The organism is Gilliamella sp. WF3-4 (assembly GCF_001690275.1).
Lineage (GTDB): Bacteria > Pseudomonadota > Gammaproteobacteria > Enterobacterales > Orbaceae > Gilliamella > Gilliamella apicola_C.
On sequence record NZ_LZGW01000045.1, the window covers coordinates 190,465 to 216,157 of the forward strand.

Here is a 25,693-nt window from a genome sequence, read left to right on the forward strand (position 1 = left end):
ATTACGAAATTCGCATTCCTGGTTTAGCGCCACTATCTGGTGATAGTAGGTACACACCTTCGCCATCATCTTTACCACTTGCACAAAGCACCATACCTTCTGAAACACCAAAACGCATTTTGCGAGGTGCTAAGTTTGCAATCATAATAGTTAAACGACCTATCAGTACTTCAGGATCTGGATAGAATTGCTTAATGCCAGAAAACACATTACGCGTTTCATCACCAATATCAAGCGTTAGTTGAAGTAATTTATCTGATCCGTCAACAAAACTGGCGTGTTTAATTAAAGCAACTCGCATGTCGACTTTAGCAAAATCGTCAAAATTAATTGTTTCAGCGATAGGTTCGGCAACTTGGGTTTTAGCTGGTGTTGCTAAGGCAGCTTGTTGTTTAGTTTCTTCAATCATGGCTGTGACTTTGTCCATATCAATACGGTTAAATAAAGCTTTAAATTGATTAATCTTGTGGTTTGTTAACGCATCCCCAATGGTATTCCATTCTAATTTACTATTTAAAAATGCCTCAGTTCGTTCAGCTAATGACGGTACAATCGGTTTTAAATAGGTCATTAAAATGCGGAATAAGTGAATCCCCATTGAGCAAATATCTTGCAATGCTTGATCTTGTCCTTCTTGCTTAGCAACAACCCATGGTGCTTTTTCGTCAATATAACGATTCGCTTCATCGGCAAGCGCCATGATCTCACGAATGGCTTTACCTGATTCGCGTTGTTCAAAGAAATCGGCAATCACTTTCGCTTTTTCCACAAATAATCCATAAAGCGCTGGCTCTGCCACTTTATCCGATAATTTGCCCTCAAAACGTTTATAAATAAATCCAGCCGAACGTGAAGCAATGTTGACCACTTTATTAACTAAATCACTATTCACACGTTGCACAAAATCTTCAAGGTTTAAATCAATATCATCAATATGCGGTGATAATTTAGCGGCGTAATAGTAACGTAAACAATCGGGATCTAAATGTTTTAAATAGGTGCTTGCTTGAATAAATGTACCGCGTGATTTAGACATTTTAGCGCCATCAACGGTCACATAGCCATGAACAAAAATATTCGATGGTTTGCGATATTGGCTACCTTCAAGCATTGCAGGCCAAAATAAGCTGTGGAAGTAAACAATATCTTTACCAATAAAATGGTAAAGCTCTGTACTTGAATCTTTATTCCAAAATTCGTCAAAAATGGGTTTATTTTGTTTATTGCAGTAATTTAAAAAAGATCCCATATAACCAATGGGTGCATCTAACCAAACATAAAAATATTTACCTGGCGCATCTGGGATTTCAAAACCAAAATAAGGCGCGTCACGGCTAATATCCCACGGTTGCAAGCCTGCTTCAAACCATTCTTGCATTTTATTCGCAACTTGATCTTGCAACGTCCCAGAACGGATCCACGCTTGCAACATATTTGAGAAAGCAGGCAGATCAAAAAAGAAGTGCTCTGATTCTTTCATAATGGGGGTGGCTCCTGAAACAACAGACTTAGGGTTAATTAAATCAATCGGGTTATAAGTTGCACTACAAACTTCACAGTTATCACCATACTGATCTGGTGCTTTGCAACGTGGACAAGTGCCTTTTACAAAACGATCGGGCAAAAACATCTGTTTTTCAGGATCGAACAACTGTGAAATGATTTTAGTTTTAATGTAACCATTAGCCTTTAAACGCTGATAAATCTGCTCTGATATTTCGCGGTTTTCAGGACTATGTGTTGAGTGGTAATTATCATAACTAATATGGAACCCCGCAAAATCATGTTGATGTTCAGTTTTTACTTCACTGATCATTTGCTCTGGCGTGATACCTAATTGTTGAGCCTTAAGCATAATTGGCGTACCATGCGCATCATCAGCACAAATAAAATAAATTTCATTATCACGCATGCGTTGATAGCGTACCCACACATCAGCTTGAATATGTTCAAGCATGTGCCCTAAATGAATTGAACCATTGGCATAAGGAAGTGCACAAGTCACCAATATTTTGCGTTGAGTTGTCATATTAATTTATTGTCCCTTTTTATATAATGGCAGAAATAGTACATCAAACGTGGGATTATCGCTAGATTTATGCCATAATTTGATTAAATTTCTATACTCGATTGCGCTTTGTAAGCAAGTAAGCAAGTAAGCAAGTAAGCAAGTAAGCAAGTAAGTAAGCAATTATTTTTTTGAGGATGAAAATAATGTATTTGATGGTGTCCCACCATTTACGGTGTTTTACCCTCTTAAGAAGAATTGATTGAAAGTGAAACGAGCCTAAATATCGATACATAAAGAGATAACCATAATGAACATTGAAGTCAAAAAAATTCTTGAAAATTTTACGCATCCAACTTTACAAAAAAATTTACTTGAACTTAACGCACTAAAAAAATGTGAAATAGTTAATCATTGTTTATCTATCACTTTAGCTATGCCCTTTGTTTGGCAAACCGCTTTTGAGGAATTGAAAAAAAAATCCACTCCTGAATTACTTAAGCTTAACGACATTAACGAAGTTGACTGGCATATTGAATACCCAATAGCGACATTAAGGCGCGCTAATGGTCAACATGCTATTAACAATATAAAGAATATCATTGCAATAAGCTCAGGGAAAGGAGGCGTAGGCAAATCATCAACGGCAGTTAATCTTGCGCTTGCCTTACAAAAACAAGGCGTCAAAGTAGGCATTTTAGATGCTGATATCTATGGGCCATCGATTCCTACCATGCTAGGTACAGAAAAAGCGCAACTTTTTACACCCGACAATAAACATATGACGCCAATAATGGCATACGGGCTAGCCAGTAACTCAATTGGTTATTTGGTTGATTCTGATGACGCCATGGTATGGCGTGGACCTATGGCGAGTAAAGCGCTATTACAAATATTACAAGATACGCTTTGGCCAGAATTAGACTATCTTGTTGTCGATATGCCACCCGGCACAGGAGATATTCAATTAACCTTAGCGCAAAGTATTCCAGTTACAGCTGCAATCATTGTCAGTACACCACAAGATATTGCATTAATTGATGCTAAAAAAGGCATAACAATGTTTAATAAAGTCAATATCCCAGTGCTTGGTATTGTTGAAAATATGAGCTATCACATTTGTGAAAATTGTGGGCATAATGAAGCTATCTTTGGTGAAGGTGGCGTACAGCGTTTAGCTGAGCAATATCAAACAAAATTGCTTGGGCAAATTCCACTGCATAAAATGTTACGCCAAGATCTTGATGTTGGGCAACCAACTGTCGCAAGCCATCCTAACAGTGAATTTACTCAAATTTATTATCAAATTGCTGAGCGTATTGCAGCTGAACTTTATTGGCAAACTGAAGTCATTTTACCAGATATTGCTTTTAAAACGTTATAATTTAAAAATTACCGTGTTATGTAATATTGGCTATAAAAAGTAGTCAATATTATTATCTGGCATTGTATCATTGTATCATTGTATCAATTTGGTAAAAATGAAGCATAGCTACTTTTAAAAAAACATGTACCTCAGTAAAAAAATACACGCTTAAAGTTAAACATATTTCACTTTAAAAATCGTTCAGAAAAGCTATTGATTTTATTGAAGTTTTTTATTTGTGTTTTTTTCTAAAAATAATCCCTGTTTATCCAATAACAACCTATAAATACTGCCTTTACTGACGTTAGAATAGGCTAACCAAACGATTCTCGCTAAAAAATGCTAAGATTTGCAATTTACTTTATGATTTATTCATATAATCATTTAATAACCAAAAATGTTCAGTTATAATCGAAAGTAACCTAATCATCCCCCCATAATCTTAATCATGAACAATAATATTACCCGATCTCGTATATGGTCATCGATTCTTTGTCTTGCATTTGCAGCATTTATTTTTAATACCACAGAATTTGTACCGATTGGATTATTGCCCAATATTGCTGAAAGTTTTTCAATGGATGTTGCGCATGCTGGGTTATTGCTTACTATTTATGCTTGGGCCGTTTCGTTATTATCGTTACCATTAACTGTATTAACGTCAAAATTGGAGCGTAGGAAGTTACTCATTTTTTTATTTTTCCTTTTTATTGGTAGTCATATTTTAGCAGGGGTTGCATGGAATTTTGGTAGCTTAGTTGTAGCAAGAATTGGCATTGCTTGCGCTCATGCCGTTTTTTGGGCAATTACAACGCCACTGGCGGTTCGGTTGGCGCCGAATGGTAAAAAAGCTAAAGCAATGGGCTTTATTGTTATTGGTGTTTCAATGGCGACTATACTTGGTATTCCCATTGGCACCATAATAGGGCAACATGTTGGCTGGCGAATTACATTTTTATGTATTGCTGGTATTGCTTTTATCGTAATGCTATTACTGCTTTATTTACTGCCGACTGTGCCTAGTTCAAATATTATTTCAGCAAAAGATATTCCGCACGTATTAAAACGCCCAATATTACTTAATATCTACTTATTAACGGTTATTATTATTGCTGGTCATTTTACTGCTTATACCTATATCACACCTTTTATGAAACAGGTTGGTGGATTTGACCAAACTACCGTAGTCACGCTATTACTGGTAGTTGGTTTTTCTGGCATGGTGGGTAGTGTTCTATTTGCAAAGTATTCTGAAAAAAATCCAATCGCCATTCTATTGGTTCCTTTGTTATCATTAGCTGCTTGTCTATTATCACTCTATATCTGCTCAGTTAGTATTTATACTATCTTTATTCAATGCCTGTTATGGGGTATTTCAATTACGATTATAGGCATGGTCATGCAAAGCAAAGTGATTGATGCCGCACCCGACGCAACAGATATCGCGACATCCGTTTACTCTGGTATTTACAACATTGGTATTGGCGGTGGCGCTTTTATCGGAAGTAAAGTTCTTATACTGCTATCAATAGGCGATATTGGCTTTGTAGGCGCAATTTTTGTCGTTATTGCTCTGTTATTATTCTGCTTTTTTTCAAGAAAATTGTGGAATAGTAAAACAATTTTATAAGCTCATATCGATTAAATAACAGCATTATTTATAACTTATAAATAATGCTGAAAATGGCTGTCTTATCTTATGATTTACTTAAAGACTCTAACTGTTCCCATCGTTCAAATATAGCTTCTAGATCTGATTCTTTAGTGGCTAACATTTGTAGTACGGGATTTGTCACCTCATGAGGTTGATTGAAAAAATCACTATTGCTGATTTGTTTTTGTAAATCAGCAATTTCATTTTCTAATTGTTCTATCTTATTGGGAAGTTGTGCTAGCTCACGTTGCTCATTATAACTCAGCTTTGCTTTCTTTTTACTGGTTTGCTTATTGTTCTGAGTATTAATATTATTGTTTTTTTCTAATTGATTATTCTCTTTATTATTGTTTATCGTGGCCTTGGCTGGTTTTGCCTGCTGTTGTTGTTGAAATGCATCAGCATAACCGCCGGCATAAACACCAATATGACCTTGTTCTTCAAAAAACCAGCACTGTGTCACTACATTATCAACAAATTGCCTATCATGGCTAACCAATAAGACCGTACCTTGATAATCGTTAACTAGCTCTTCTAATAATTCAAGCGTTTCAATATCAAGATCATTGGTTGGTTCGTCAAGGATTAATAAATTGCTAGGTTTTAAAAAAAGTTTAGCAAGCAATAAGCGATTACGCTCTCCACCCGACAAAGCTCGTACAGGTGTTCTCGCTCGTTTTGGTGGAAATAAAAAGTCCTGTAAATAACCAAGAACATGGCGAGATCTGCCATTAACCATCACTTCTTGTTTGCCTTCAGCCAAATTATCCATTACTGTTTTTTCAGGATCGAGCTCAAGTCGATATTGGTCAAAATAGGCAACTTCAAGCTTGGTACCGCAATGCACACTACCTGATGTTGGCGCTAAATTACCCAACATCAGTTTTAACAAAGTCGTTTTACCAATACCATTAGGACCAATTAAAGCAATCTTATCACCTCGTAATACTTGTACAGAAAAATCATTAACGAGCAACTTATCCCCAATCTGATAGGTTACATTTTCAAGCTCAAAAACAATTTTGCCTGAACGCAGTGCTTCTTCAATTTGCATTTTGGCACTACCCATTACTTGCCGACGTGCGCTATACTCTTGGCGCATTGCTTTTAATGCACGTACTCGCCCTTCATTACGTGTACGGCGTGCTTTAATACCTTGGCGAATCCAGACCTCTTCTTGGGCTAATTTCTTATCAAATTCGGCATTTTGCAACTCTTCAACACGTAGTGCTTCTTCTTTGCCAATTAAATAGTTATCGTAATTACCACTCCAAGAGGCAATTTTGCCGCGATCTAAATCAATAATGCGCGTTGCCATTTGGCGAATAAAAGAGCGATCATGAGAAATAAATACAATACTGCCATTAAAGCTTTTTAAAAACTCTTCTAACCATTTTATGGTTTGAATATCTAAATGGTTAGTTGGTTCATCAAGCAATAAAACCGACGGTTGACAAACCAATGCTCTAGCTAATGCGGCTTTACGAAGCCAGCCACCAGATAGCGAAGATAGCAAAGCATCGCCATCAAGCGATAGCGACGAAATAACATTACGAATACGGCTATCTAATTGCCAGCCATTTTGGTGATCTAATTGCTCTTGCATTTTGGCTAATTTGGTTAAATTGCTTTCGCAAGGATCTTGCTCTACTTGATGTGCCAAATCGTAATAATCACGTAATAATTGCGCTTGTTCATGCAACCCTTCGGCCACAAAGTCAAATACATTGCCTTGTACATCGCGAGGGGGATCTTGTTGCAAACGTGAAACTATCACATTATTTTCATAAATAATTTGACCTTCATCTAATGGTATTTCTTTGTTTAATACTTTCAGTAACGTTGATTTGCCCGCACCATTACGACCAACAAGGCAAACTCGCTCGTTTGGTTCAATAGACATATCAATATGATCGAGCAGTGGCGCATCACTAAATGAAAGGTAAGCATTGGTAAGATTAATTAATGACATAATGGTGATTTTTATTTGGATATTAAGTAATAAGGCATTATTCTATCATAAAGTTAGCCAAGGCAAATAAATCAAAAAAATAAAGAAGCACTAATAGGTCTCACAAATATTAGAAATCACTGTTCTATCCTATAAAAAAAAATAAATACTGTTATATTAATGAATAAAAATATTAATGAGTTTCGGTGTGGAGATTATTATGAGCCATATGTGGACATTCCAGCGAGTTGGTGGGTTGGATCAAGTTGTATTTAAAAGTGCTGATGACATTATCAATTTACCAGATTTAGACCCTAAATTATGGGTAGCATTAAGTTGCCCAACAATAGGGTTAGATTTTGACGAGCGAACTTTAGCATTACTTGATTCAGATCAAGATGGACGTATTCGCATTCCTGATATTTTAGATGCTATTAGTTGGACACAAGATAAAATCGTGTCATTTGATAGCCTTTTAACAATGAGCGAAACACTGCCTTTATCGCAAATTAAAACGTCTACCCCACAAGGGGAAAAACTCTCTACTACGGCACGGAGTATTTTGGCTAGTTTGAATAAAAGTAATGTGGATTATTTGACACAAGATGATATATGGCAATCAATTAAAACCAATGCTGATAAACTTTACAATGGTGATTTAATCTTCCCTGCATCAAGCGAATTATCAAGCGACATGCAAACCTTTATTCAAACAGCAATCAAAACCACTGGTGCACAAAAAGATATGAGTGGACAAGAGGGGATTGATTTAAACATTGCCACCACATTTGTTGAAAACTTAAAAACTTGGTTGCAATGGCAAGCAAAAATAAATAACACCGATACACCATTTGGTGAAAATAGCGCTGAAATATGGAAGCTAATTCAACTATTAAAACCCAAAATTGATGATTATTTTTTACGTGTTGAATTGGCGCAATATGCCCCGCAAGCACAAACAGCGCTTAACGTAGACGAAAAGTATATCGTACCGACACAAAATGGATTATTGTCTGATGAGGCTTTAGCCGAATTACCTCTATCAAAAATCGACACAGTTGAGGTGCTTGATTTAGTCAATGGAATAAACCCTCTTTGGAAAACTAAAATTAGTCGGTTTAAAACATTAGTAGAAACATCCTTATCCAATTCAGACCAGCTAACACAGCAAGAATGGCAACATATTCAACAAAGCTTGCAAGCTTACGCTAAACTGATTAGTTCTAAGCCCGAATTAGCACAATTAACTGTGGCAATTGAACCCGCTGCTAGCATAGAAGATATACCAAACAATCTCATGATTAGCCTAGCTAACGACGATTTGTTAACCGAATTTCAGCAAATGGTTGAACAAGATAATAAAACGCCAATATCGGCGTCAGACATTCTCATATTAGAAAAATTAGTCTTATTTCATAAACATTTATATCGTTTATTGGTTAACTTTGCGTCTTTTGCTGATTTCTTCTCACCAAATACACGAGCTGCATTTCAGCTTGGTAAGCTTTATATTGATGGTCGCTGTGCAACCCTTTGCGTTGCGGTTGATAATATTGCTAAGCACGTAACAATGGCAAATTATTCCGAACTTTGTTTACTTTATTGTGAATGCACAAGGCATGGGCAAAAGCAACTCATTGCCGCGGCAATGACAGCAGGGCAAGGCGATTTATTACTTGAAGGTCGCAATGGTGTATTTATCGATAATAAAGGAAATGATTGGGATGCTAATGTGGTTAAAATAATCACTAAGCCAATTAGCATTCAACAAGCAATTTTAGCTCCTTATCAACGTATTGGTCGCTGTATTACTGAACAAATTAACAAATGGGCTAGCAGTAAAGATGCCAATATTGAAAAATCAAGTGAACAAGCTTTGCAAAACCCAGCAAATAAATTTGATATTGGTAAAAGCGTTGGTATTTTTGCCGCAATTGGTTTAGCTGTAGGTGCAATAGGTACGGCATTAGCCTCTATTTTTCAAGCAATTTTTTCGCTAACTTGGTGGCAATTTCCTTTATTCTTTATTGGATTATTCTTAATTATTTCAGGACCGTCTGTTATTTTGGCATGGTTAAAATTACGACGTAGAACTCTAGGTCCACTACTTGAAGCATCAGGTTGGGCAATTAATGGCCAAGTTAAAATCAACTTAATGTTGGGTAGTTTGCTCACCAGCAAAGCTGAACTGCCATCAAACGCAAAACGCAATTTGCGTGACCCAATGAAAAACAACAGCAACAAAGTTTTAATTGCCGCTTTTGGGTTAGCTATTTTACTTGGTGTTGGCGCAACGGGAGGTTGGTTATGGCACAAAGGTTATTTAGAACACTATATCGAACTACAAAAGCAAGAAAAAACCCAAGATAATATAACGAATGATAAATAAAAATCATTTTATAAAACAAGCTATCAAAAAAATCGCCGACAATAGTCGGCGATTTTTTATCAATAATTAATGCTGATAAACTGGTAATCGACGGCAAATAGTTAACACTTTTTCTTTCACTGTTTGAATGGTTTGTTCATCATCAATATTGTCTAACACGTCACAAATCCAATTGGCCAAATCACGTGATTCGGCTTCTTTAAAGCCTCGACGAGTAATAGCTGGTGTACCAATACGCACACCCGATGTAACAAATGGGCTTTGCGGATCTTTAGGTACGCTATTTTTATTAACAGTAATATTAGCACTACCCAAAGCGGCATCAGCTTCTTTACCTGTAATATTTTTGTCGACTAAATCAATTAAGAATAGGTGATTGTTTGTTTCACCAGATACCACTTTATAACCACGATTTAAAATCACTTCCACCATAGCTTTAGCATTGTTAACTACTTGATGTTGATATTGTTTATACGCAGGTTCCATGGCTTCTTTTAATGCAACAGCTTTAGCTGCAATCACATGCATTAAAGGACCGCCTTGTGCCCCTGGGAAAACCGCTGAATTTAGTTTTTTATATAAGTCCTCACTACCACCTTTAGCTAAAATTAATCCCCCTCGTGGGCCTCCTAGGGTTTTATGTGTTGTAGTGGTAACAACATGCGCATAAGGAACAGGATTTGGATAAACGCCCGCTGCAACTAAACCAGCTACATGCGCCATATCCACAAATAAGTAAGCGCCTACACTATCGGCAATTTCGCGCATACGCTTCCAATCAACTATGCCCGAGTAAGCCGAAAATCCGCCAATAATCATTTTAGGTTTTGAGGCTTGAGCAATGTTAGCCAGCTGTTGATAATCAATATGACCAGAATCATCAACACCATAAGAAACAACATGATAAAGTTTGCCTGAAAAGCTCACTGGCGAACCATGCGTTAAATGACCTCCCTCGGATAAATTCATACCTAAAACGGTATCCCCTGTTTTTAACAGTGCCATATAAACCGCAAAATTAGCTTGTGAACCCGAATGCGGTTGCACATTGGCATAGTCCGCACCAAATAACTCCTTAGCACGCTCTATTGCTAATTTTTCAACAATATCAACATATTCACAACCACCATAATAGCGTTTGCCAGGATAACCTTCAGCATATTTATTGGTAAGTTGTGAGCCTTGCGCTTGCATTACTCGTGGGCTGGTATAGTTCTCTGATGCGATCAGTTCAAGATGATCTTCTTGACGCTGTTCTTCGCCTTTAATGGCATTCCACAATTCCTTATCATAATCGGCAATAGTCATATCTTTACTAAACATGTTGACTCCTTATTGTTCATTGCATTAGTCTTAAAGGCTTTGCTATACATAGTGTATAAAAATATTACTGTCAGTTATCCTTACTTAATTAACGTGCGATTTCAATCTTTTTTTAAGGTTATAAAAAAAATTTATGACAAATCGATATCAAGAATAACGCATTTACAAATCACCATTAAAATAGTGGTTTAATGTGGATATATTTAATATTTTCAAAAACAAGGAAGTATTTGCATACTGTGAATAAAAAAACGCCAAAAAAGAGTGTATTTTCATCTCTAAAAGTTGTTCAGAAAACCTATTGATTTTATTCATTTTTTTATTGCATTTATTTACCAATACAAAACGAACTAAATATACGGCCTAATAAGTCATTGGAGGTAAATTCTCCCGTGATTTCGCTTAAAGCTTCTTGAGCTAACCTTAGTTCTTCAGCTAACAATTCACCAGCATGAAAAACAACGAGTTGATGTTTGCCATTGTTTAAGTGCTGAGCTGCCTTTTCGAGTGCTTGTAGGTGGCGGCGGCGTGCTAAAAATCCTCCCTCGGTACTACTGGTATAGCCCATGGCTTGTTTTAGATGATCACGTAGCAGTTCTATTCCCTCACCTGTTCGTGCAGATAGTTGGATCTGCGAGTAACCATTTGCTTCGCTATAACCTAGCGATTCGCCAGTTAAATCTGCTTTATTGCGAATAACAGTAACAGGCAAATTTTTAGGTAAGCGTTCAATAAATTCTGGCCATAATTTTTCGGGATTGGATTCGGTCGTTGTTGTGCTGTCGACCATAAACAATACTCTATCTGCTTGTTCAATTTCTTGCCAAGCTCGCTCAATACCAATTCGCTCCACTTCATCACTGGCTTCACGTAGACCTGCGGTGTCAATAATATGTAACGGCATACCATCGATATGAATATGTTCACGTAGTACATCTCGGGTCGTTCCTGCTATATCAGTCACTATGGCGGCATCACGCCCTGCTAGTGCATTAAGCAAACTGGATTTACCTGCATTAGGGCGCCCAGCAATGACTACCTTCATTCCTTCTCGTAACAGTGTTCCTTGCTTAGCTTCTTGGCGAACTTCAGCTAAGCGAGTAATTACTTCATTTAGCTGAGCCTCAATTTTACCATCCGATAAAAAGTCTATTTCTTCTTCAGGAAAATCAATTGCTGCTTCGGTAAAAATGCGTAAATGGATTAATGATTCAACCAGTGTATTTACTTTTTTAGAAAATACACCTTGCAAAGATGATATTGCAGATTTTGCTGCTTGTTCCGAACTTGCATCAATTAAATCAGCAATGGCTTCTGCTTGGGCAAGATCTAGCTTATCATTTAAAAATGCGCGCTCTGAAAATTCACCAGGGCGTGCAATACGGACATTAGGCACTTCCAGAACTCGTTTTAACAATAAATCGAGAATAACTGGCCCACCATGCCCTTGTAGCTCAAGCACATCTTCGCCAGTGAATGAATGTGGATTTGGGAAAAATAAAGCGATACCTTCATCTAAAGTTGAACCATCTGATGCTAAAAAAGGTAAATAATCAGCGTGGCGTGGTTTAGGTAATTTACCTAATATAGATTGAGCTACTGCTCGGGCTTGAGATCCCGAAATACGTAAAATCCCAACACCTCCACGGCCAGGTGGGGTTGCCTGTGCAACAATAGTATCTAAATTCATATGTATTAATTTCTAAATTAAATAGCAATGTGCCATAATATCATGGACAAGATGCCAAAAACAGCTACTGCTTACTTATCTAGTGATGATAAGAATAAGCTATATTCAAAAAATATATAAAAGAATCAAAAGATTTGATAAGTTGTTAAAAACTACCATACCTAATTTAATTTTTAGGGTGATCAAATAACCAAGAATTAGCCAAAGCAAGTGGTTCTCTTATCATCGCAATATATTTATCAAAATTAGAAAAGCTCAAGGGCGCTGACAATCCAGATACATCATTAAATCCTGAGCGTTTAGCCAGCATGACTGAACGTAATAAATGAAAATCATTAGTTACAACTATCGTTTTCCCTAATGGTAAAATGCGATTAGCATACACGAATTGTTGCGCAGTTCGGGTTGATTTATCTTCAATATAGATTCGTGAAGCATCTATTCCTTTATTCACTAAGTAATTAAACATCACACTGGCTTCACTTGCTGATTCATCTTTACCTTGTCCACCACAAACAACGACTTTAGTTTGAAGATTATTTTGTAAGTAAGTAGCAGCAATATCTAAACGAATTTGTAAAGTTAAAGGCGCTGTAGCTGGCGTGCCGACAACTTGAGATCCTAACACAACCATAGTTTCAGCATTATCAACGGGTTTTTGTTGTGCATAAATAAAAATAATAATATTACAGACAATAAAATAACTTAAAATAGTGATTACGGAATACTTTAATAAATTAAATATATTCATTAAATTAACATCCTTTTTTAAAGCAATTCTGAAAATGATCATCAACCAGTCCCATTGATTGCATAAAAGCATAACAAATTGTGGAGCCAACAAAACTAAAGCCTCTTTTTTTTAACTCCTTTGACATGTTGTCAGATACTTCGGTGCTTACAGGCACTTCACTTTTATCTTTAAAGTGGTTAATAATGGGCTTGCCGTTTACAAAAGACCAGATAAATTGCGAGAAATCTTCCCCTTTTTTTTGCATATTTAAATAAGCATGGGCATTTTTGACAATGCTATTTAACTTTAAACGATTACGGATCAGTCCTTTATTTTTAAGTAATTGCTCAATATCTTCAGTTGACAATCTTATGATTTTTTTTGGGTCAAAATTGAAAAAGCAACGGCGATATTCATCACGCTTTTTCAAAACAGTAATCCATGATAACCCTGCTTGTTGCCCTTCAAGGCAAATCATTTCAAATAATTTAAGGCTATTATGTTGAACAATGCCCCATTCGTTATCGTGGTAATGAATATATATGGGATCATTCAAAACCCAATCACAACGTACTTTCTCGTTATTTTGCATCAAATTTTACCTAGCTTATCTATTATTAATTATGTTTTATGTCGCTTTATGTTTTTTAAGCATAAATTGGTTGAATTATAAATCAAATAAGTTGATTTGTTATATACATTAAATTTTTTTATGATGAAAAAAAGGACTTTTTTTTATGGCAGAATGAAACTTTCATTTTTATCTTAAATCAATAAAAGACAGATTTTTTTATTTTCTAACTTAACTTAATAATAAGGTTTTCCATGAGTCAGTCTGAGATTAACACCGAATGGCAGCCTAGTGCTCGACCATTAACTTGTCAGGATTTTAAAACGTTAGTTTTATCCTCTTTAGGTGGTACATTAGAATTTTATGATTTTGTTATCTATGCACTTTACATTGATACCATCGTCAAGCCACTCTTTTTACCGCATACACTTTCACCATTAACATTAGATTTGTTTGCTTGGGGTATTTTTGCTGCGGGTTATTTAGTTCGCCCTGTTGGCGGCATTATTATGGCTCACTTTGGTGATAAAGTTGGGCGTAAAAAAATGTTTACCTTAAGTGTTGCTATGATGGCCCTACCAACATTTATCATTGGTATATTGCCAACTTACGATATGATTGGCATTTTTGCACCACTATTATTGTTAGTAATGCGAATGCTACAAGGCGCTGCTATAGGTGGCGAAATGCCAGGCGCGTGGGTGTTTATTGCTGAACATGTGCCAAAGCAACGTTATGGACTTGGTGTAGGGACATTAACTTCTGGCATCACTGGTGGTATTTTGCTTGGGTTTATTGTAACTATTATTATTGATCTTTGTTTTACTAAACAAAATATTTTAGATTATGCTTGGCGTATTCCATTTATTATTGGTGGTATTTTTGGCATTATTTCAGTTTATTTAAGACGTTTTCTCTCTGAAACACCTATTTTTAAAGAATTAGCCGTCCGTAAAGCTATCGAAAAAAATATTCCTGTAGTTACAGTGCTACAGAAACACAAAACAGCATGTGTGATTGTTGCATTACTAACTTGGTCGTTATCAACAGCAATTATGGTGGGGATTTTAATTACTCCCGGACGTATTGTCGGTGGAATGTATCATTTTACTAACCTTGATTGGCGTGTTGGCGGTTGTATTGCAGCATTAACATTAACCATCGGCTGTGTTATTTCCGGTTGGCTAGAAGACAAGTTAGGTACCACTAAAACCGTTGTCATTACTTGGGGTGGATTGGCTATTACAAGCATCTACTTTTATAGCTCCTTAAGCCCAGAAATATCGTTAACTCAACTTTATTGGACATGGGCTGCGTTTGGTCTTTTCATTGGGGCTATCGCCATGACACCAATTATTGGAACGAGAACTTTTCCTCCAGCTATTCGCTATTCTGGCTTATCGTTTTCTTACAATTTAGCTTATGCACTATTTAGTGCCTTTACACCGACTTTAACAATTTATCTATTAAGCCCTGAACATTTATTAGGTCAGTATAGTTATCTTGGTGCAGGCCTTTATATCTCTTTTGTGGCATTAATTGCGATTGCTGTCGGTTTCTACCCACTTGCAAAACAGGGATGGAATAGTAACTCGGGTCATTAATCAGTAGCTACAACCAATAAAAAGCAGGGCTTTTACCCTGCTTTTTATTTTAATGTGTACTACACAATAACTGATACTATTAACGCATTGTGACAAACTCTTCAGCTGCGGTTGGGTGAATTGCCACGGTATTATCAAAGTCTTTTTTAGTAGCGCCCATTTTTAATGCTACTGCAAAACCTTGTAGTATTTCGTCCATACCATAACCAATGCCATGAATACCGACGATTTTTTCATCTTTACCTACACAAACTAGCTTCATGCGACATGCTTGGCGATGTTGAGTAACTGCGGTATACATTGCTGTAAATGTTGATTGATAAACTTTTACATTTTCAGAACCATATTGTTTTATTGCGCCTGGTTCTGTTAAGCCTATGGTACCAATTGCCGGATGAGTAAATACTACGGTTGGAATATTACTGTAATCTAAATGTTCATCAGGTTTATTGTTAAATAGCCTTTCTGATAAACGACGTCCAGCAGCAACCGCAACAGGGGTTAATGCTGTTGCGCCTGTATCATCACCGACTGAATAAACTCCTGATATATTAGTATTTTGGTATTTATCAACGATCACAAAACCTTTACTATCAACAGCAATGCCTGCTGCTTGTAAATTCATATCATGGGTCGCAGGTTCACGGCCAATGGCCCAAATTAAGCAATCGACGATATAGCTTTCGCCATTTTCAAGAGTTAATGTTAATGAGTTATCGCTATTTTTAGTGACTGATTTTGGAATGGCAAAAGTATGCAATTGTTGACCTTCTGTTGCGATCACTTCCATTAAGGTATCAATAATAAGTGGGTCAAACGATCGTAATGGCGTAGCGTTACGAATAAATTGGTGTGTTTGTGCACCCAGCGAATGTAATACGCTTGCAATTTCACAAGCAATATATCCTGCTCCAACAACGGCTACACGTTTGGGTAAGGTTTTTAGAGAAAAAAAGCCATCTGATGTAATACCATATTGAGCACCGGGAATATTCGGAATACTTGGTTTACCACCAACAGCAATCAAAATATGTTCAGCACTATAATGTTCACCATTGACTTCAACTGTATGAGCATCAACGAACTTAGCATAACCATGAATAACATCAACGTTATTGTTATTAAGGACACGATCATAAGATTGATGGATTCTATCAATATAAGCATTTCGACTTGCAATTAATTTGTCCCAGCTGAATTGATTAATGGTAGTATTAAAACCATAGTCAGGGCCATAATGGTTAATGGCTTCAGCAATTTGTGCACCATACCACATGACTTTTTTGGGCACACAACCAACATTAACACAGGTTCCACCCAATAATTTTGCTTCAATTAGTGCACACTTTTTTCCATAGGATGCCGCTCGGTTAACAGATGCAATCCCTCCACTACCACCACCGATAGCTATATAATCATAATGTTTGGTCATTAAATATCCTTAATACAATTTTCATTAGTTAGCTATTAGCTTTACATAAATCGCAAGATAAAAAAAGTATTCATTCTAAAATTTAATAATAGTTATTAACGATTGATCATACTAATAATTGTTAATATTTTATTAGTCAGTTACTAAAAATGGTGCTTAGCGTTAACACGTTTTTCCAAGAAATGCGTAAAATAGAATAATAAGCAAGTGTATTAATATCGGATTATAAATCTTATCAGCGGCACACTGAAGCAACCGATAAGATTTGTTAATTTAGCGATTTTTTATTGCATTAATAATATTGGTGGTTGAACAGCCATCTTCAAAATTGAGGACTTTAACTGTGCCGCCTGCTTCAATGACCTCTTTACCGCCGGCAATATTTTCGGGTTTATAATCACCGCCTTTGACTAAGACATCAGGTAAGATACTTGCAATTAAACGTTGTGGTGTTTCTTCTTCAAACGGTACAACCCAGTCAACTGAATTAAGTGCACCAAGTACAATCATACGTTGCATTAGCGGATTAATAGGTCTGGATTCCCCTTTTAATTGTTTAACCGAAGCATCACTATTCACTGCTACAATTAAACGGTCACCTAGTCTACGCGCATTAGCAAGGTAAGAAACATGCCCTGCGTGTAAAATATCAAAACAACCATTGGTCATAACAATTTTTTCGCCACGCATACGCGCTTTTTTGATTTCTTCTTTAAGCTCTTCTTCTGTCATTACTCCAAAACCGTCATTGGCACGGGCTCGAATGGCATTACTCAATTCAACTTGTGAAACAGTTGAAGTACCTAGTTTACCAACAACCACACCCGCTGCGACATTTGCTAAGAAACAACTTTCTTCTAAAGATTGACCAGCAGCTAATGCTGCAGCTAATGTAGCGATTACTGTATCGCCAGCTCCTGTTACGTCAAAGACTTCTTTTGCTTGAGTTGGTAAGTGGTAAATTGGTTTATCTAACTGTAATAATGTCATGCCTTTTTCGCTACGTGTTACTAGTAAGGCTTTTAGATCATATTGTTTGATGAGTTGATAACCTTTTTCAACAATCTCTTCTTCAGTTTTACAATGTCCGACTACTGCTTCAAATTCTGACATGTTTGGGGTTAACAATGTCGCCCCGCGGTAACGCTCAAAATCGGTTCCTTTTGGATCGACTAAGATAGGCACATTGGCATGATTAGCAAGCTTAATCATTGATTGAACAGCAGATAACGCACCTTTGGCATAATCCGATAGTACCAAAACTTTATGGGTCGTTAATGCTGTTTGAATACGCTCTAGAAGAGGCGTTGCATCAATATTGTTAAATCCTTCTTCAAAATCAATACGAATCAATTGTTGATTACGTGATAGAACGCGTAACTTTGTTATGGTTGGATGTGTTGATACAGAAACAAAATCGCATTGGACTTTATGTCCACTTAATTGTTCATTAAGAATTTTTGCTGGTTCATCTATGCCTGTTAGGCCAATTAGGCGTACATTACCGCAAAGAGAAGTAATATTCATAGCCACATTGGCAGCACCACCAGGTCGTTCTTCTAACGAGTCAATTTTAACTACCGGTACTGGCGCTTCGGGCGATATACGATTCGTTCCCCCATACCAATAGCGATCCAACATAATATCGCCCACCACTAATACATTGGCGCAATTAAAATCAGGTAATGATACTTTCATTATGACTCGTTATCCTTAGTTATTTTCAGTTTACTCATTCTATATTTGTTTATGTCTCATCAAAATCATGGCTGTTGTCATCTTCCATTTCGTCATTTTTGCGCGGTTGATAAAAACGGGCAAAAAAAGTGCCAATTTCAAATAGTAAACAAATGGGTACAGCTAATAGTATTTGTGAAAATACGTCTGGAGGGGTAACAAACATAGCAACAGCAAATACCCCAACAATAATATATGGTCGCTTGTTTCGTAAACTTTTTGGTGTAGTTATTCCTGTCCAACAAAGCAAAATAATAGCAACTGGCACTTCGAAAGCAAATCCAAAGACAATAAAGAGTGTCATGACAAAATCAAGATACTTGGTAATATCAGTATTAATCGCCACATCGATCGGTGCGGTATGGATAAAGAAGTAAAACGCTAATGGAAACACAGCGAAGTAAGCAAATGCTATACCAAGATAAAAAAGAATCGTGCTTGATACAATTAACGGCATAACCAGACGTTTCTCATGTTGATATAACGCTGGGGCAATAAATCCCCAAATTTGATATAGCACATAAGGAATTGAAATAAAGATCGCCACTACAACTGTTAACTTAATTGGTGTAAAAAATGGTGCTGCAATATCCGTTGCTATCATATTACTGCCTTGTGGCAATTGACTCATAAGCGGATTTGCCACAATATGATAAATATCATTGGAAAAATAAAGCAAGCCAATTAATACCAGCAAAATACAGATAATACACCGTAAAAGCCGTGTTCTAAGTTCAACAAGATGTCCAATTAATGGTTGAGTAGCGTTGTCTGTCATGGTGTATTTTTATCTGTACGAGTTTCTGTATCAATTTTTGTGGCGGAATCGATTTCTTTTTGTAAGGATTCGGTTACACGTTTTAAATCATCAATAGATTCTTGAATTTCTGGTGTAAGTGTTTTTAAACCACTTTGTTCGGCCTTTTTTAAGCTGGCTTGCAACTCTTGCAGTTTGAGCTCTTTATTCAGCTCTAATTGTACCGTAGCAGACATTCGGCGTAGCACTTTTATCCACCCTGTAACTGTTTTTATCGCAATGGGTAGCCGTTCTGGCCCTAAAACTACCAGACCAATAATTAAAACTAATAATAATTGACCAAAACTAATATCAAACACGGTTTACTCTTTTTTGCTCTGATTATTAGCATCAGATGAATCGATATTTTCAGATTTTTGTGAATTATCAGCATCTTTTTTATCGTCATCATCATTCATTGCTTTCTTAAAGCCTTTAATTGATTCGCCAAGATCGGAGCCCAATGAACGTAATTTTTTTGTTCCAAATAACAATACAACAACCGCAATTAATATTAAAAGTTGAGGTAAACTTGGCATCATGATAATTATCTCCGATGAGGTAAATAACCAAATTATACACGCAAATTATAATATTCCCAAGACAATCAGCTTAATGTGAAACCAATATAATAATACATAATGCACACACTAACCCCATCATTTTATATAGATTCCGTTCACGCTTTTTACTAAGCTGTAATTCTTGAGTAATTTGTGTTAGTTGGGCACTCATTTGTTTACTGATTCGTTCATAGTTATTTAATTTTTCGGGTAACTTTGGCAACATAGTTTGCCACGCGGGTAATGATTGCCAAGTTTGTTGTAGTATTTTTTTTGCGCTATATTTATCTTGATACCATTTTTCTAAAAATGGTTTTGCTGTTTTCCATAAATCTAGTTCAGGATAAAGCTGGCGACCTAGCCCTTCAATATAAAATAACGTTTTTTCAAGCAGAGTTAATTGGGGTTGAATATCCATGTCAAATTGGCGAGCAACTTGAAATAATTGTAACAAAATTTGTGAAAATGAAATTTGGGCAAGGGGTTTTGCAAATGCAGGTTCACAGACGTTACGCATTGCCATTTCAAGTGCTACAACATCAGTTGTTTCTGGCACCCAGCCTGATGTGATATAGATTTGGGCTATTTTGCGATAATCTCGATTAAAAAAGGCTAAAAAGTTTTCAGCAAGATAACGTTGATCATCCTCAGTCAATATACCAATAATGGCACAATCAATGCCAATATAACGGGGGTTTTGTGGTTCGGTAATATCGACAAAAATATTACCGGGATGCATATCTGCATGGAAAAAGTTATCACGAAATAATTGGGTAAAAAATGCCTGAACACCTCGTTCTGCTAGTAATTTCATATTGACGTTATTTTGCTTAAGCTGCTCAATATTTGAGATAGGTATACCTTTAATTCGTTCTTCAACTAACACATTTTTTCGACAAAGGTCATGATATACATAAGGAATATATAAGATATCACTATTAATAAAATTATCGCGCAATCTAATCGTGTTGTAAGCTTCTTTTTGTAAATCTAACTCTTTTAATAGCGTGATTTCATAATCACGCACTATTTCAACAGCTCGCAATTTTTCGCCTGATTTTATGCGCTTGGTAAATTGTTTAGCTACCCAATACATTAAACGTATATCAGCTTCAATAATAGGTAAAATATTAGGGCGTAATACTTTAATAATAACTTCAGCTTGGCTACGCTTTAATATTGCTGTATGGACTTGGGCAATCGATGCTGATGCTAATGGTTTTTCATCAAAATGGGAAAAATAATAATCTATTGTTTGACCTAATGCCGATTCAATAAGCTGTTTAGCAATTTGTCCATCAAAAGGAGCAACGTGATCTTGCAATTTGGTCAGCGAATCTGCAATGTGTTTAGGTAAAATATCGCGTCGAGTTGAAACCATCTGCCCAAACTTTACCCATACGGGGCCGAGCTCCTGTAGCGCTTGACGTAATCGCTCACCAATTTCTTGATGTTTAGCTTTGGGTCTAATCCAAAATAAACACTTTAAAACCAACCGTGGCCACCTTACTAAATGGTGTTTTGGTAACAATTCATCTAATCGATAAGCACGAAATATCGAAAGTATTTTATAAAGTCGAAAAAAGGTCATTATTTTTTATCGCATCAAAATTTAAAGCCAATATGTAAAGCTACAATGCCACCTGTCATGTTGTGGTATTTCACATCAACAAATCCTGCATCTTCCATCATTCTTTTCAGTGTATTTTGATCAGGATGCATTCGAATTGATTCGGCTAAATAGCGATAACTTTCAGAATCATTTGCCACAATTTTGCCCATTAACGGTAACATAGTAAATGAATATAAGTCGTAAGCTTTATTTAGGATCTGATATTGCGGTTTAGAAAACTCAAGGATTAATAAGCGCCCACCGGGTTTTAATACTCGCCATATAGAGCGTAAAGCCTTTTCTTTATCAGTGACATTGCGTAAGCCAAATGAGATGGTTATACAATCAAAATAGTTATCCGCAAAGGGTAACTCCTCGGCATTAGCTTGTACATATTCGATATTTTTAAATAAGCCTTTGTCTCGTAGTTTATCTCGCCCAACTTTTAACATTGATTCGTTTATATCAGCTAAGACAACTAATCCGCTATCACCAACAAGTTGCGAGAATTTTGCCGTTAAATCACCTGTGCCACCTGCTAGATCTAAAACTTTTTGACCTTTACGCACACTGCTATACTCAATGGTGATTTTTTTCCAAATTCGGTGAATGCCAAATGACATAAGATCATTCATAACATCATATTTATCGGCAACAGAGTGAAATACTTCAGCAACACGTTTTACTTTTTCTTGTTTTGGAACTTGAGTGTAACCAAAATCAATTTTTTCTTGATTTGTATTGTCTTGTTTGTCAGAAGATTGAGACATAAAATTTACCTATCACAAATAATTGGCTTATTTTAGCATAAGCCATAATAAATGTGATGAACTAAATCAATAATGCTTCAATCTTCTTTGAAACAGTTTCAAAATATTCAAGTTGCGAGGATTGAGGATTTAAATCTTTTTCATGAATGACTAAATCAAAATGACAACTTTCTTTTAAGGCTCTTAAAACATCATTATCTTTTTTGAAAATTTGACTGTAATATTGTACAAGTGTTTCAAAATCGATTGAAGTAAAAACAAGTTTATTTGATGTTTCAACGGCTTTTGCAATTCGTTCAACGTGTAACATTGCAATTTTCATATAATCGGATTCGCTCAAATAACGTTTATTATGTTGGATTGAAATTTCTCGTTCAATATAATTAATATAGCCATTGGGCACGTATTGAGTATTATAAATATTAGCAAATTGGAGTGGTAAGTCACAAAAACGACCTTGGCCAATAATAGCCACTTTTTTTACAAAAAAAGGTTTTGCTGCTTGTGCAATAAAATTCCAGTTTTTATATGGATTTTGGCGGATTTGTGTTGCACTAATGTTAATAAATTCTCGATTAGCATCAACAATAACGGCTGGGCAATCAAAATAGAACTTATGGTTATTAACATCTTGTGGCTCGCTAGTAAATACCACATTGGGCTTAATTTTATGCTCAGCAAGAATTTGTTTTACCCGATCGCTCCAATCTTGCCAACCATTTGGGTAAAACTCGATGCCAGCCTCATCAAGTACATGGATATGAATATTATGGCGATCTTTAAATGTTTCTTTTAACCATGAAAAGCGGTCACTTATTTGTGGTTGTTTTGGTAAACGGCTTTGATTAAATAGTTGCTTATCACGCGATGCTTCACATCCCAAAAAGATATGTAATACATCAACTTGGTTCATCGCTTTTTCAATTAGATAAATATGACCACAATGTAAAGGATAAAACTTCCCAAAAATTAAACCAACTTTATGCTTAAAAGTCATGACGCATACCAAAATATATAAAAACTAGTACAATTTACAGAAAAAAAAAGCAATTTCTAACCAAATGATGCTATTTGATATATTTTATCAATGAGTAAAATAGTTTTTTATCAATAACTCATTGATAGTAAAAATATTAATTTACTTATGTAAGTTCGATAATAAAACACCCGTTGCAACCGAAATATTTAATGAGGACATGTTATCATTGCCTTTTAGATGTACAACAATATTAGCGCTGTTAATTAGTTTCATATTAATTTGTTGAAATATGACTACCGCAACTTTTTTATTAAAATGGATTTGGTGCAATTCGCTGGATGTAATTGACTTTACTTGACAAGGTAATAGGGCAATAACTTGATAGCCATGTTGCTTAAGCATATCTATTGAGGCCACAAAATCATCACTTTTAATTGACTCAACAGCTTCAACGCCACCTTCAGCCACACGCATAGCAGCACCGCTATCAAGTAAATTTGTTTGGCGTAACATGACACCATTAACGCCATAAAAAGCGGCACTACGAATTAACCCACCAAGATTATGGGGATTATTGACATCATCAATCGCTAAAACACAATCATGATCTTTATCGCTATTGTTTTCTAGATAATCCAATAACGTAAGTGGTATACGTTTTTTAACAATTAAACATACGCCACCATGATGTTGCGTTTGGGTTATTTTACCAATCTGTTCGCTAGAGACTACATCATAACCTAAGCGTTGTTTAACGAGCCACTCAATTAACTCTTTAAATTGATAAGTCATCTCTTGAGTAATAAATAATTTAACAATTGCTGTGCGACGATGTTTGAATACTGCCTTACAACTATTTTCGCTATAAACTAACGTTTCTTCTTTACGTTGGCGATATCCATCATAACCAAAAGTTGGAGTTTGTTCATTTGTACGAAGCTTTTTTTGCCATGGTGATTCATTCTCAATAGGCAATTTAGATTGATTAAGATCAACAATAAAACTCTTTTTTGCAAATGCAGATTTATCATTTCTAGGTTTGAATGTTTCAATACGATCATGACGATCGCGTTTAGGTTTTACTTGAAATGAGTCATCTTTACTTTTCCAGCCAGTCGTTTTTTTAGTCGCTGAACGAAAAGGCTTTTTAGATTCGCTATTTTTGGCATAAAAAATAGTAGGTTTGCTTTTTTCGGTATTATTGTTCATATCAATCTCATAATTAATTGGTTATCGAGTACGAATGGTTGGGGCTATTTTATCTAATACACCATTAACAAATTTATGGCTATCTGCAGCACCAAATGTTTTAGTTAAATCGATAGCTTCATTAATCACAACTTTATAAGGTACATCTTGACGTTTTATTAATTCATACAGTGCGATTCTAAGTATGGCTAATTCTACTTGGCCTAACTCATTAATCGAACGTTCAGTGAGATAAGGCGTCATTTTGTCATCTAATTCGCTGGTATTTTTGGCTACACCATTTAATAGCTCACGAAAATACTTAGCATCAACGCCTTTCATATCTTGTTCCGCAATAAAACTTGTCTCAACATCAGCAAGATCGTTTCTAGAAACTTGCCAAGAGTAAATGGCTTGCACTGCGCATTCTCTTGCTCGACGACGAGGATTAACTAATGCCACTAAATTACTCCTTAATTGCTTTAATAATATTTAGCATTTCCAGTGCAGTTAATGCCGCTTCAGCACCTTTGTTGCCAGCTTTTGTGCCTGCACGTTCAATAGCTTGTTCTATACTTTCGGTAGTTAAAATACCGAATCCAACTGGAATAGTGTTATCTAAACTTGCACTTAATAATCCTGAACTTGATTCACCAGCAACAAAATCAAAATGTGCCGTACTGCCACGAATAACCGTACCTAGCGCTACAATTGCATCATATTTCTTTGACTGTGCAGCAACTTTAGTAGCCAGTGGAATTTCATAAGCACCTGGAACCCAAATAACAGTAATATTTTTATCATCAACTTGTCCAATGCGTGTTAACGCATCAATTGCACCATTGACAAGGCTATCATTAATAAAATGATTAAATCGTGCTACTACAATTGCAACCGTAGCTTTTGGTGCAGCAACTTTACCTTCAATTGTTTGCATATTCATTCCTTATTGATTCTATTTTAAATGCCTTTTCACTCTTTTGTTAAGCGAAAAAATAATTGTTAAATTGTATCACGAATTAAAGACTTATCCTATTGGCAAATAGCGTTACGACTGAGTTTTATCCAAGATATTATTTAAAATAAATGAAAAAATTTAGCTATTGTAAATGTATTATTTATTAATTTTAAAATTAATCTAAATTTTGTTGTTATTTCACTCTTTAACTGTTAGTCATTATTTTAACTTATTTGGGCTTTAACATTTATATTTAAACATATGTACTTAATGTATATGTCTACCTGAAAGTTTTTGCCAAGAAAAGTAATTTTATTTTTATCGCTTGCAAGCTATTTTGAAAAAATTACAATAGTACAATAAATTTAT

The 25,693-nt window shown here is 35.8% G+C and carries 19 protein-coding genes and 2 pseudogenes; 4 read left to right on the top strand and 17 right to left on the bottom strand.

Features of this window, described 5'->3' with window-relative positions:
- Position 1: 1 nt before the first annotated feature.
- Positions 2-2,029, bottom strand: a complete 2,028-nt coding sequence (gene metG / locus A9G47_RS10080; protein ID WP_065642798.1) for a methionine--tRNA ligase — start codon at positions 2,027-2,029, stop codon at positions 2-4.
- Between the two features lie 289 nt (positions 2,030-2,318).
- Between metG and apbC the strand changes: the two genes are divergently transcribed.
- Entirely contained in the window at positions 2,319-3,392 is a 1,074-nt protein-coding gene (gene apbC / locus A9G47_RS10085; RefSeq protein ID WP_065642799.1) for an iron-sulfur cluster carrier protein ApbC, read from the top strand.
- A 430-nt stretch (positions 3,393-3,822) separates the two neighbouring features.
- On the top strand, positions 3,823-5,004 hold the full coding sequence (locus tag A9G47_RS10090) for a sugar transporter (RefSeq protein WP_065642800.1): 1,182 nt from the start codon (positions 3,823-3,825) through the stop codon (positions 5,002-5,004).
- Between the two features lie 67 nt (positions 5,005-5,071).
- Here A9G47_RS10090 and A9G47_RS10095 read toward each other — a convergent pair whose 3' ends face one another.
- Positions 5,072-7,000 carry an ABC transporter ATP-binding protein gene (locus A9G47_RS10095; protein WP_065642801.1) on the bottom strand — a complete coding sequence of 643 codons (1,929 nt, stop codon included), beginning with the start codon at positions 6,998-7,000 and terminating at the stop codon, positions 5,072-5,074.
- Positions 7,001-7,199: 199 nt separating this feature from the next.
- Between A9G47_RS10095 and A9G47_RS10100 the strand changes: the two genes are divergently transcribed.
- Positions 7,200-9,368, top strand: a complete 2,169-nt coding sequence (locus A9G47_RS10100) for a MerC domain-containing protein (RefSeq protein WP_065642802.1) — start codon at positions 7,200-7,202, stop codon at positions 9,366-9,368.
- 66 nt (positions 9,369-9,434) lie between these two features.
- On the opposite strand, the gene glyA is transcribed toward A9G47_RS10100, so the two are convergent.
- The 4 genes from glyA to A9G47_RS10120 all read right to left on the bottom strand — a co-directional run bounded on the left by glyA (position 9,435) and on the right by A9G47_RS10120 (position 13,706).
- Positions 9,435-10,691: a serine hydroxymethyltransferase gene (glyA, locus tag A9G47_RS10105; RefSeq protein WP_065588920.1), complete on the bottom strand. Its 1,257-nt coding sequence runs from the start codon at positions 10,689-10,691 to the stop codon at positions 9,435-9,437.
- Between the two features lie 328 nt (positions 10,692-11,019).
- Positions 11,020-12,381 carry a tRNA uridine-5-carboxymethylaminomethyl(34) synthesis GTPase MnmE gene (mnmE, locus tag A9G47_RS10110; protein WP_065567686.1) on the bottom strand — a complete coding sequence of 454 codons (1,362 nt, stop codon included), beginning with the start codon at positions 12,379-12,381 and terminating at the stop codon, positions 11,020-11,022.
- 166 nt (positions 12,382-12,547) lie between these two features.
- A complete protein-coding gene (locus tag A9G47_RS10115; RefSeq protein ID WP_176700695.1) occupies positions 12,548-13,132 on the bottom strand; it encodes a YdcF family protein in 585 nt (194 codons plus the stop codon).
- A gap of 4 nt (positions 13,133-13,136) precedes the next feature.
- The gene (locus A9G47_RS10120) at positions 13,137-13,706 is read right to left on the bottom strand and encodes a DNA-3-methyladenine glycosylase I (RefSeq protein ID WP_065567685.1); all 570 of its coding nucleotides are present in this window, start codon (positions 13,704-13,706) and stop codon (positions 13,137-13,139) included.
- A 233-nt stretch (positions 13,707-13,939) separates the two neighbouring features.
- Between A9G47_RS10120 and A9G47_RS10125 the strand changes: the two genes are divergently transcribed.
- A complete protein-coding gene (locus tag A9G47_RS10125) occupies positions 13,940-15,289 on the top strand; it encodes an MFS transporter (protein ID WP_065567684.1) in 1,350 nt (449 codons plus the stop codon).
- A gap of 79 nt (positions 15,290-15,368) precedes the next feature.
- Here the strand turns inward: A9G47_RS10125 and gorA are convergent, their stop codons facing one another.
- The 11 genes and pseudogenes from gorA to ribH form a co-directional block, all read right to left on the bottom strand.
- Positions 15,369-16,721 (bottom strand): glutathione-disulfide reductase, encoded by a 1,353-nt coding sequence (gene gorA / locus A9G47_RS10130; protein ID WP_065642803.1) that lies wholly within the window; start codon positions 16,719-16,721, stop codon positions 15,369-15,371.
- Between the two features lie 273 nt (positions 16,722-16,994).
- Positions 16,995-18,419, bottom strand: coding sequence for a bifunctional D-glycero-beta-D-manno-heptose-7-phosphate kinase/D-glycero-beta-D-manno-heptose 1-phosphate adenylyltransferase HldE (hldE, locus tag A9G47_RS10135; protein ID WP_065642804.1), 1,425 nt, complete (start codon positions 18,417-18,419; stop codon positions 16,995-16,997).
- Between the two features lie 49 nt (positions 18,420-18,468).
- Positions 18,469-19,236: a twin-arginine translocase subunit TatC gene (tatC, locus tag A9G47_RS10140; protein ID WP_065642805.1), complete on the bottom strand. Its 768-nt coding sequence runs from the start codon at positions 19,234-19,236 to the stop codon at positions 18,469-18,471.
- Positions 19,237-19,292: 56 nt separating this feature from the next.
- Positions 19,293-19,574: pseudogene (tatB, locus tag A9G47_RS10145) on the bottom strand (Sec-independent protein translocase protein TatB); the annotation flags it as partial.
- Positions 19,575-19,577: 3 nt separating this feature from the next.
- Positions 19,578-19,796 carry a twin-arginine translocase TatA/TatE family subunit gene (gene tatA / locus A9G47_RS10150; RefSeq protein ID WP_065579593.1) on the bottom strand — a complete coding sequence of 73 codons (219 nt, stop codon included), beginning with the start codon at positions 19,794-19,796 and terminating at the stop codon, positions 19,578-19,580.
- 100 nt (positions 19,797-19,896) lie between these two features.
- Positions 19,897-21,408: pseudogene (gene ubiB / locus A9G47_RS10155) on the bottom strand (ubiquinone biosynthesis regulatory protein kinase UbiB); the annotation flags it as partial.
- 14 nt (positions 21,409-21,422) lie between these two features.
- Positions 21,423-22,199 carry a bifunctional demethylmenaquinone methyltransferase/2-methoxy-6-polyprenyl-1,4-benzoquinol methylase UbiE gene (gene ubiE / locus A9G47_RS10160; RefSeq protein WP_065567677.1) on the bottom strand — a complete coding sequence of 259 codons (777 nt, stop codon included), beginning with the start codon at positions 22,197-22,199 and terminating at the stop codon, positions 21,423-21,425.
- Positions 22,200-22,260: 61 nt separating this feature from the next.
- Positions 22,261-23,196 (bottom strand): multifunctional transcriptional regulator/nicotinamide-nucleotide adenylyltransferase/ribosylnicotinamide kinase NadR, encoded by a 936-nt coding sequence (nadR, locus tag A9G47_RS10165; protein ID WP_065642807.1) that lies wholly within the window; start codon positions 23,194-23,196, stop codon positions 22,261-22,263.
- 141 nt (positions 23,197-23,337) lie between these two features.
- Positions 23,338-24,387 carry a TrmH family RNA methyltransferase gene (locus A9G47_RS10170; RefSeq protein WP_065642808.1) on the bottom strand — a complete coding sequence of 350 codons (1,050 nt, stop codon included), beginning with the start codon at positions 24,385-24,387 and terminating at the stop codon, positions 23,338-23,340.
- A gap of 21 nt (positions 24,388-24,408) precedes the next feature.
- On the bottom strand, positions 24,409-24,828 hold the full coding sequence (gene nusB, locus A9G47_RS10175) for a transcription antitermination factor NusB (protein WP_065567674.1): 420 nt from the start codon (positions 24,826-24,828) through the stop codon (positions 24,409-24,411).
- 4 nt (positions 24,829-24,832) lie between these two features.
- Positions 24,833-25,303, bottom strand: coding sequence for a 6,7-dimethyl-8-ribityllumazine synthase (ribH, locus tag A9G47_RS10180; RefSeq protein ID WP_065567673.1), 471 nt, complete (start codon positions 25,301-25,303; stop codon positions 24,833-24,835).
- Positions 25,304-25,693: the final 390 nt, after the last annotated feature.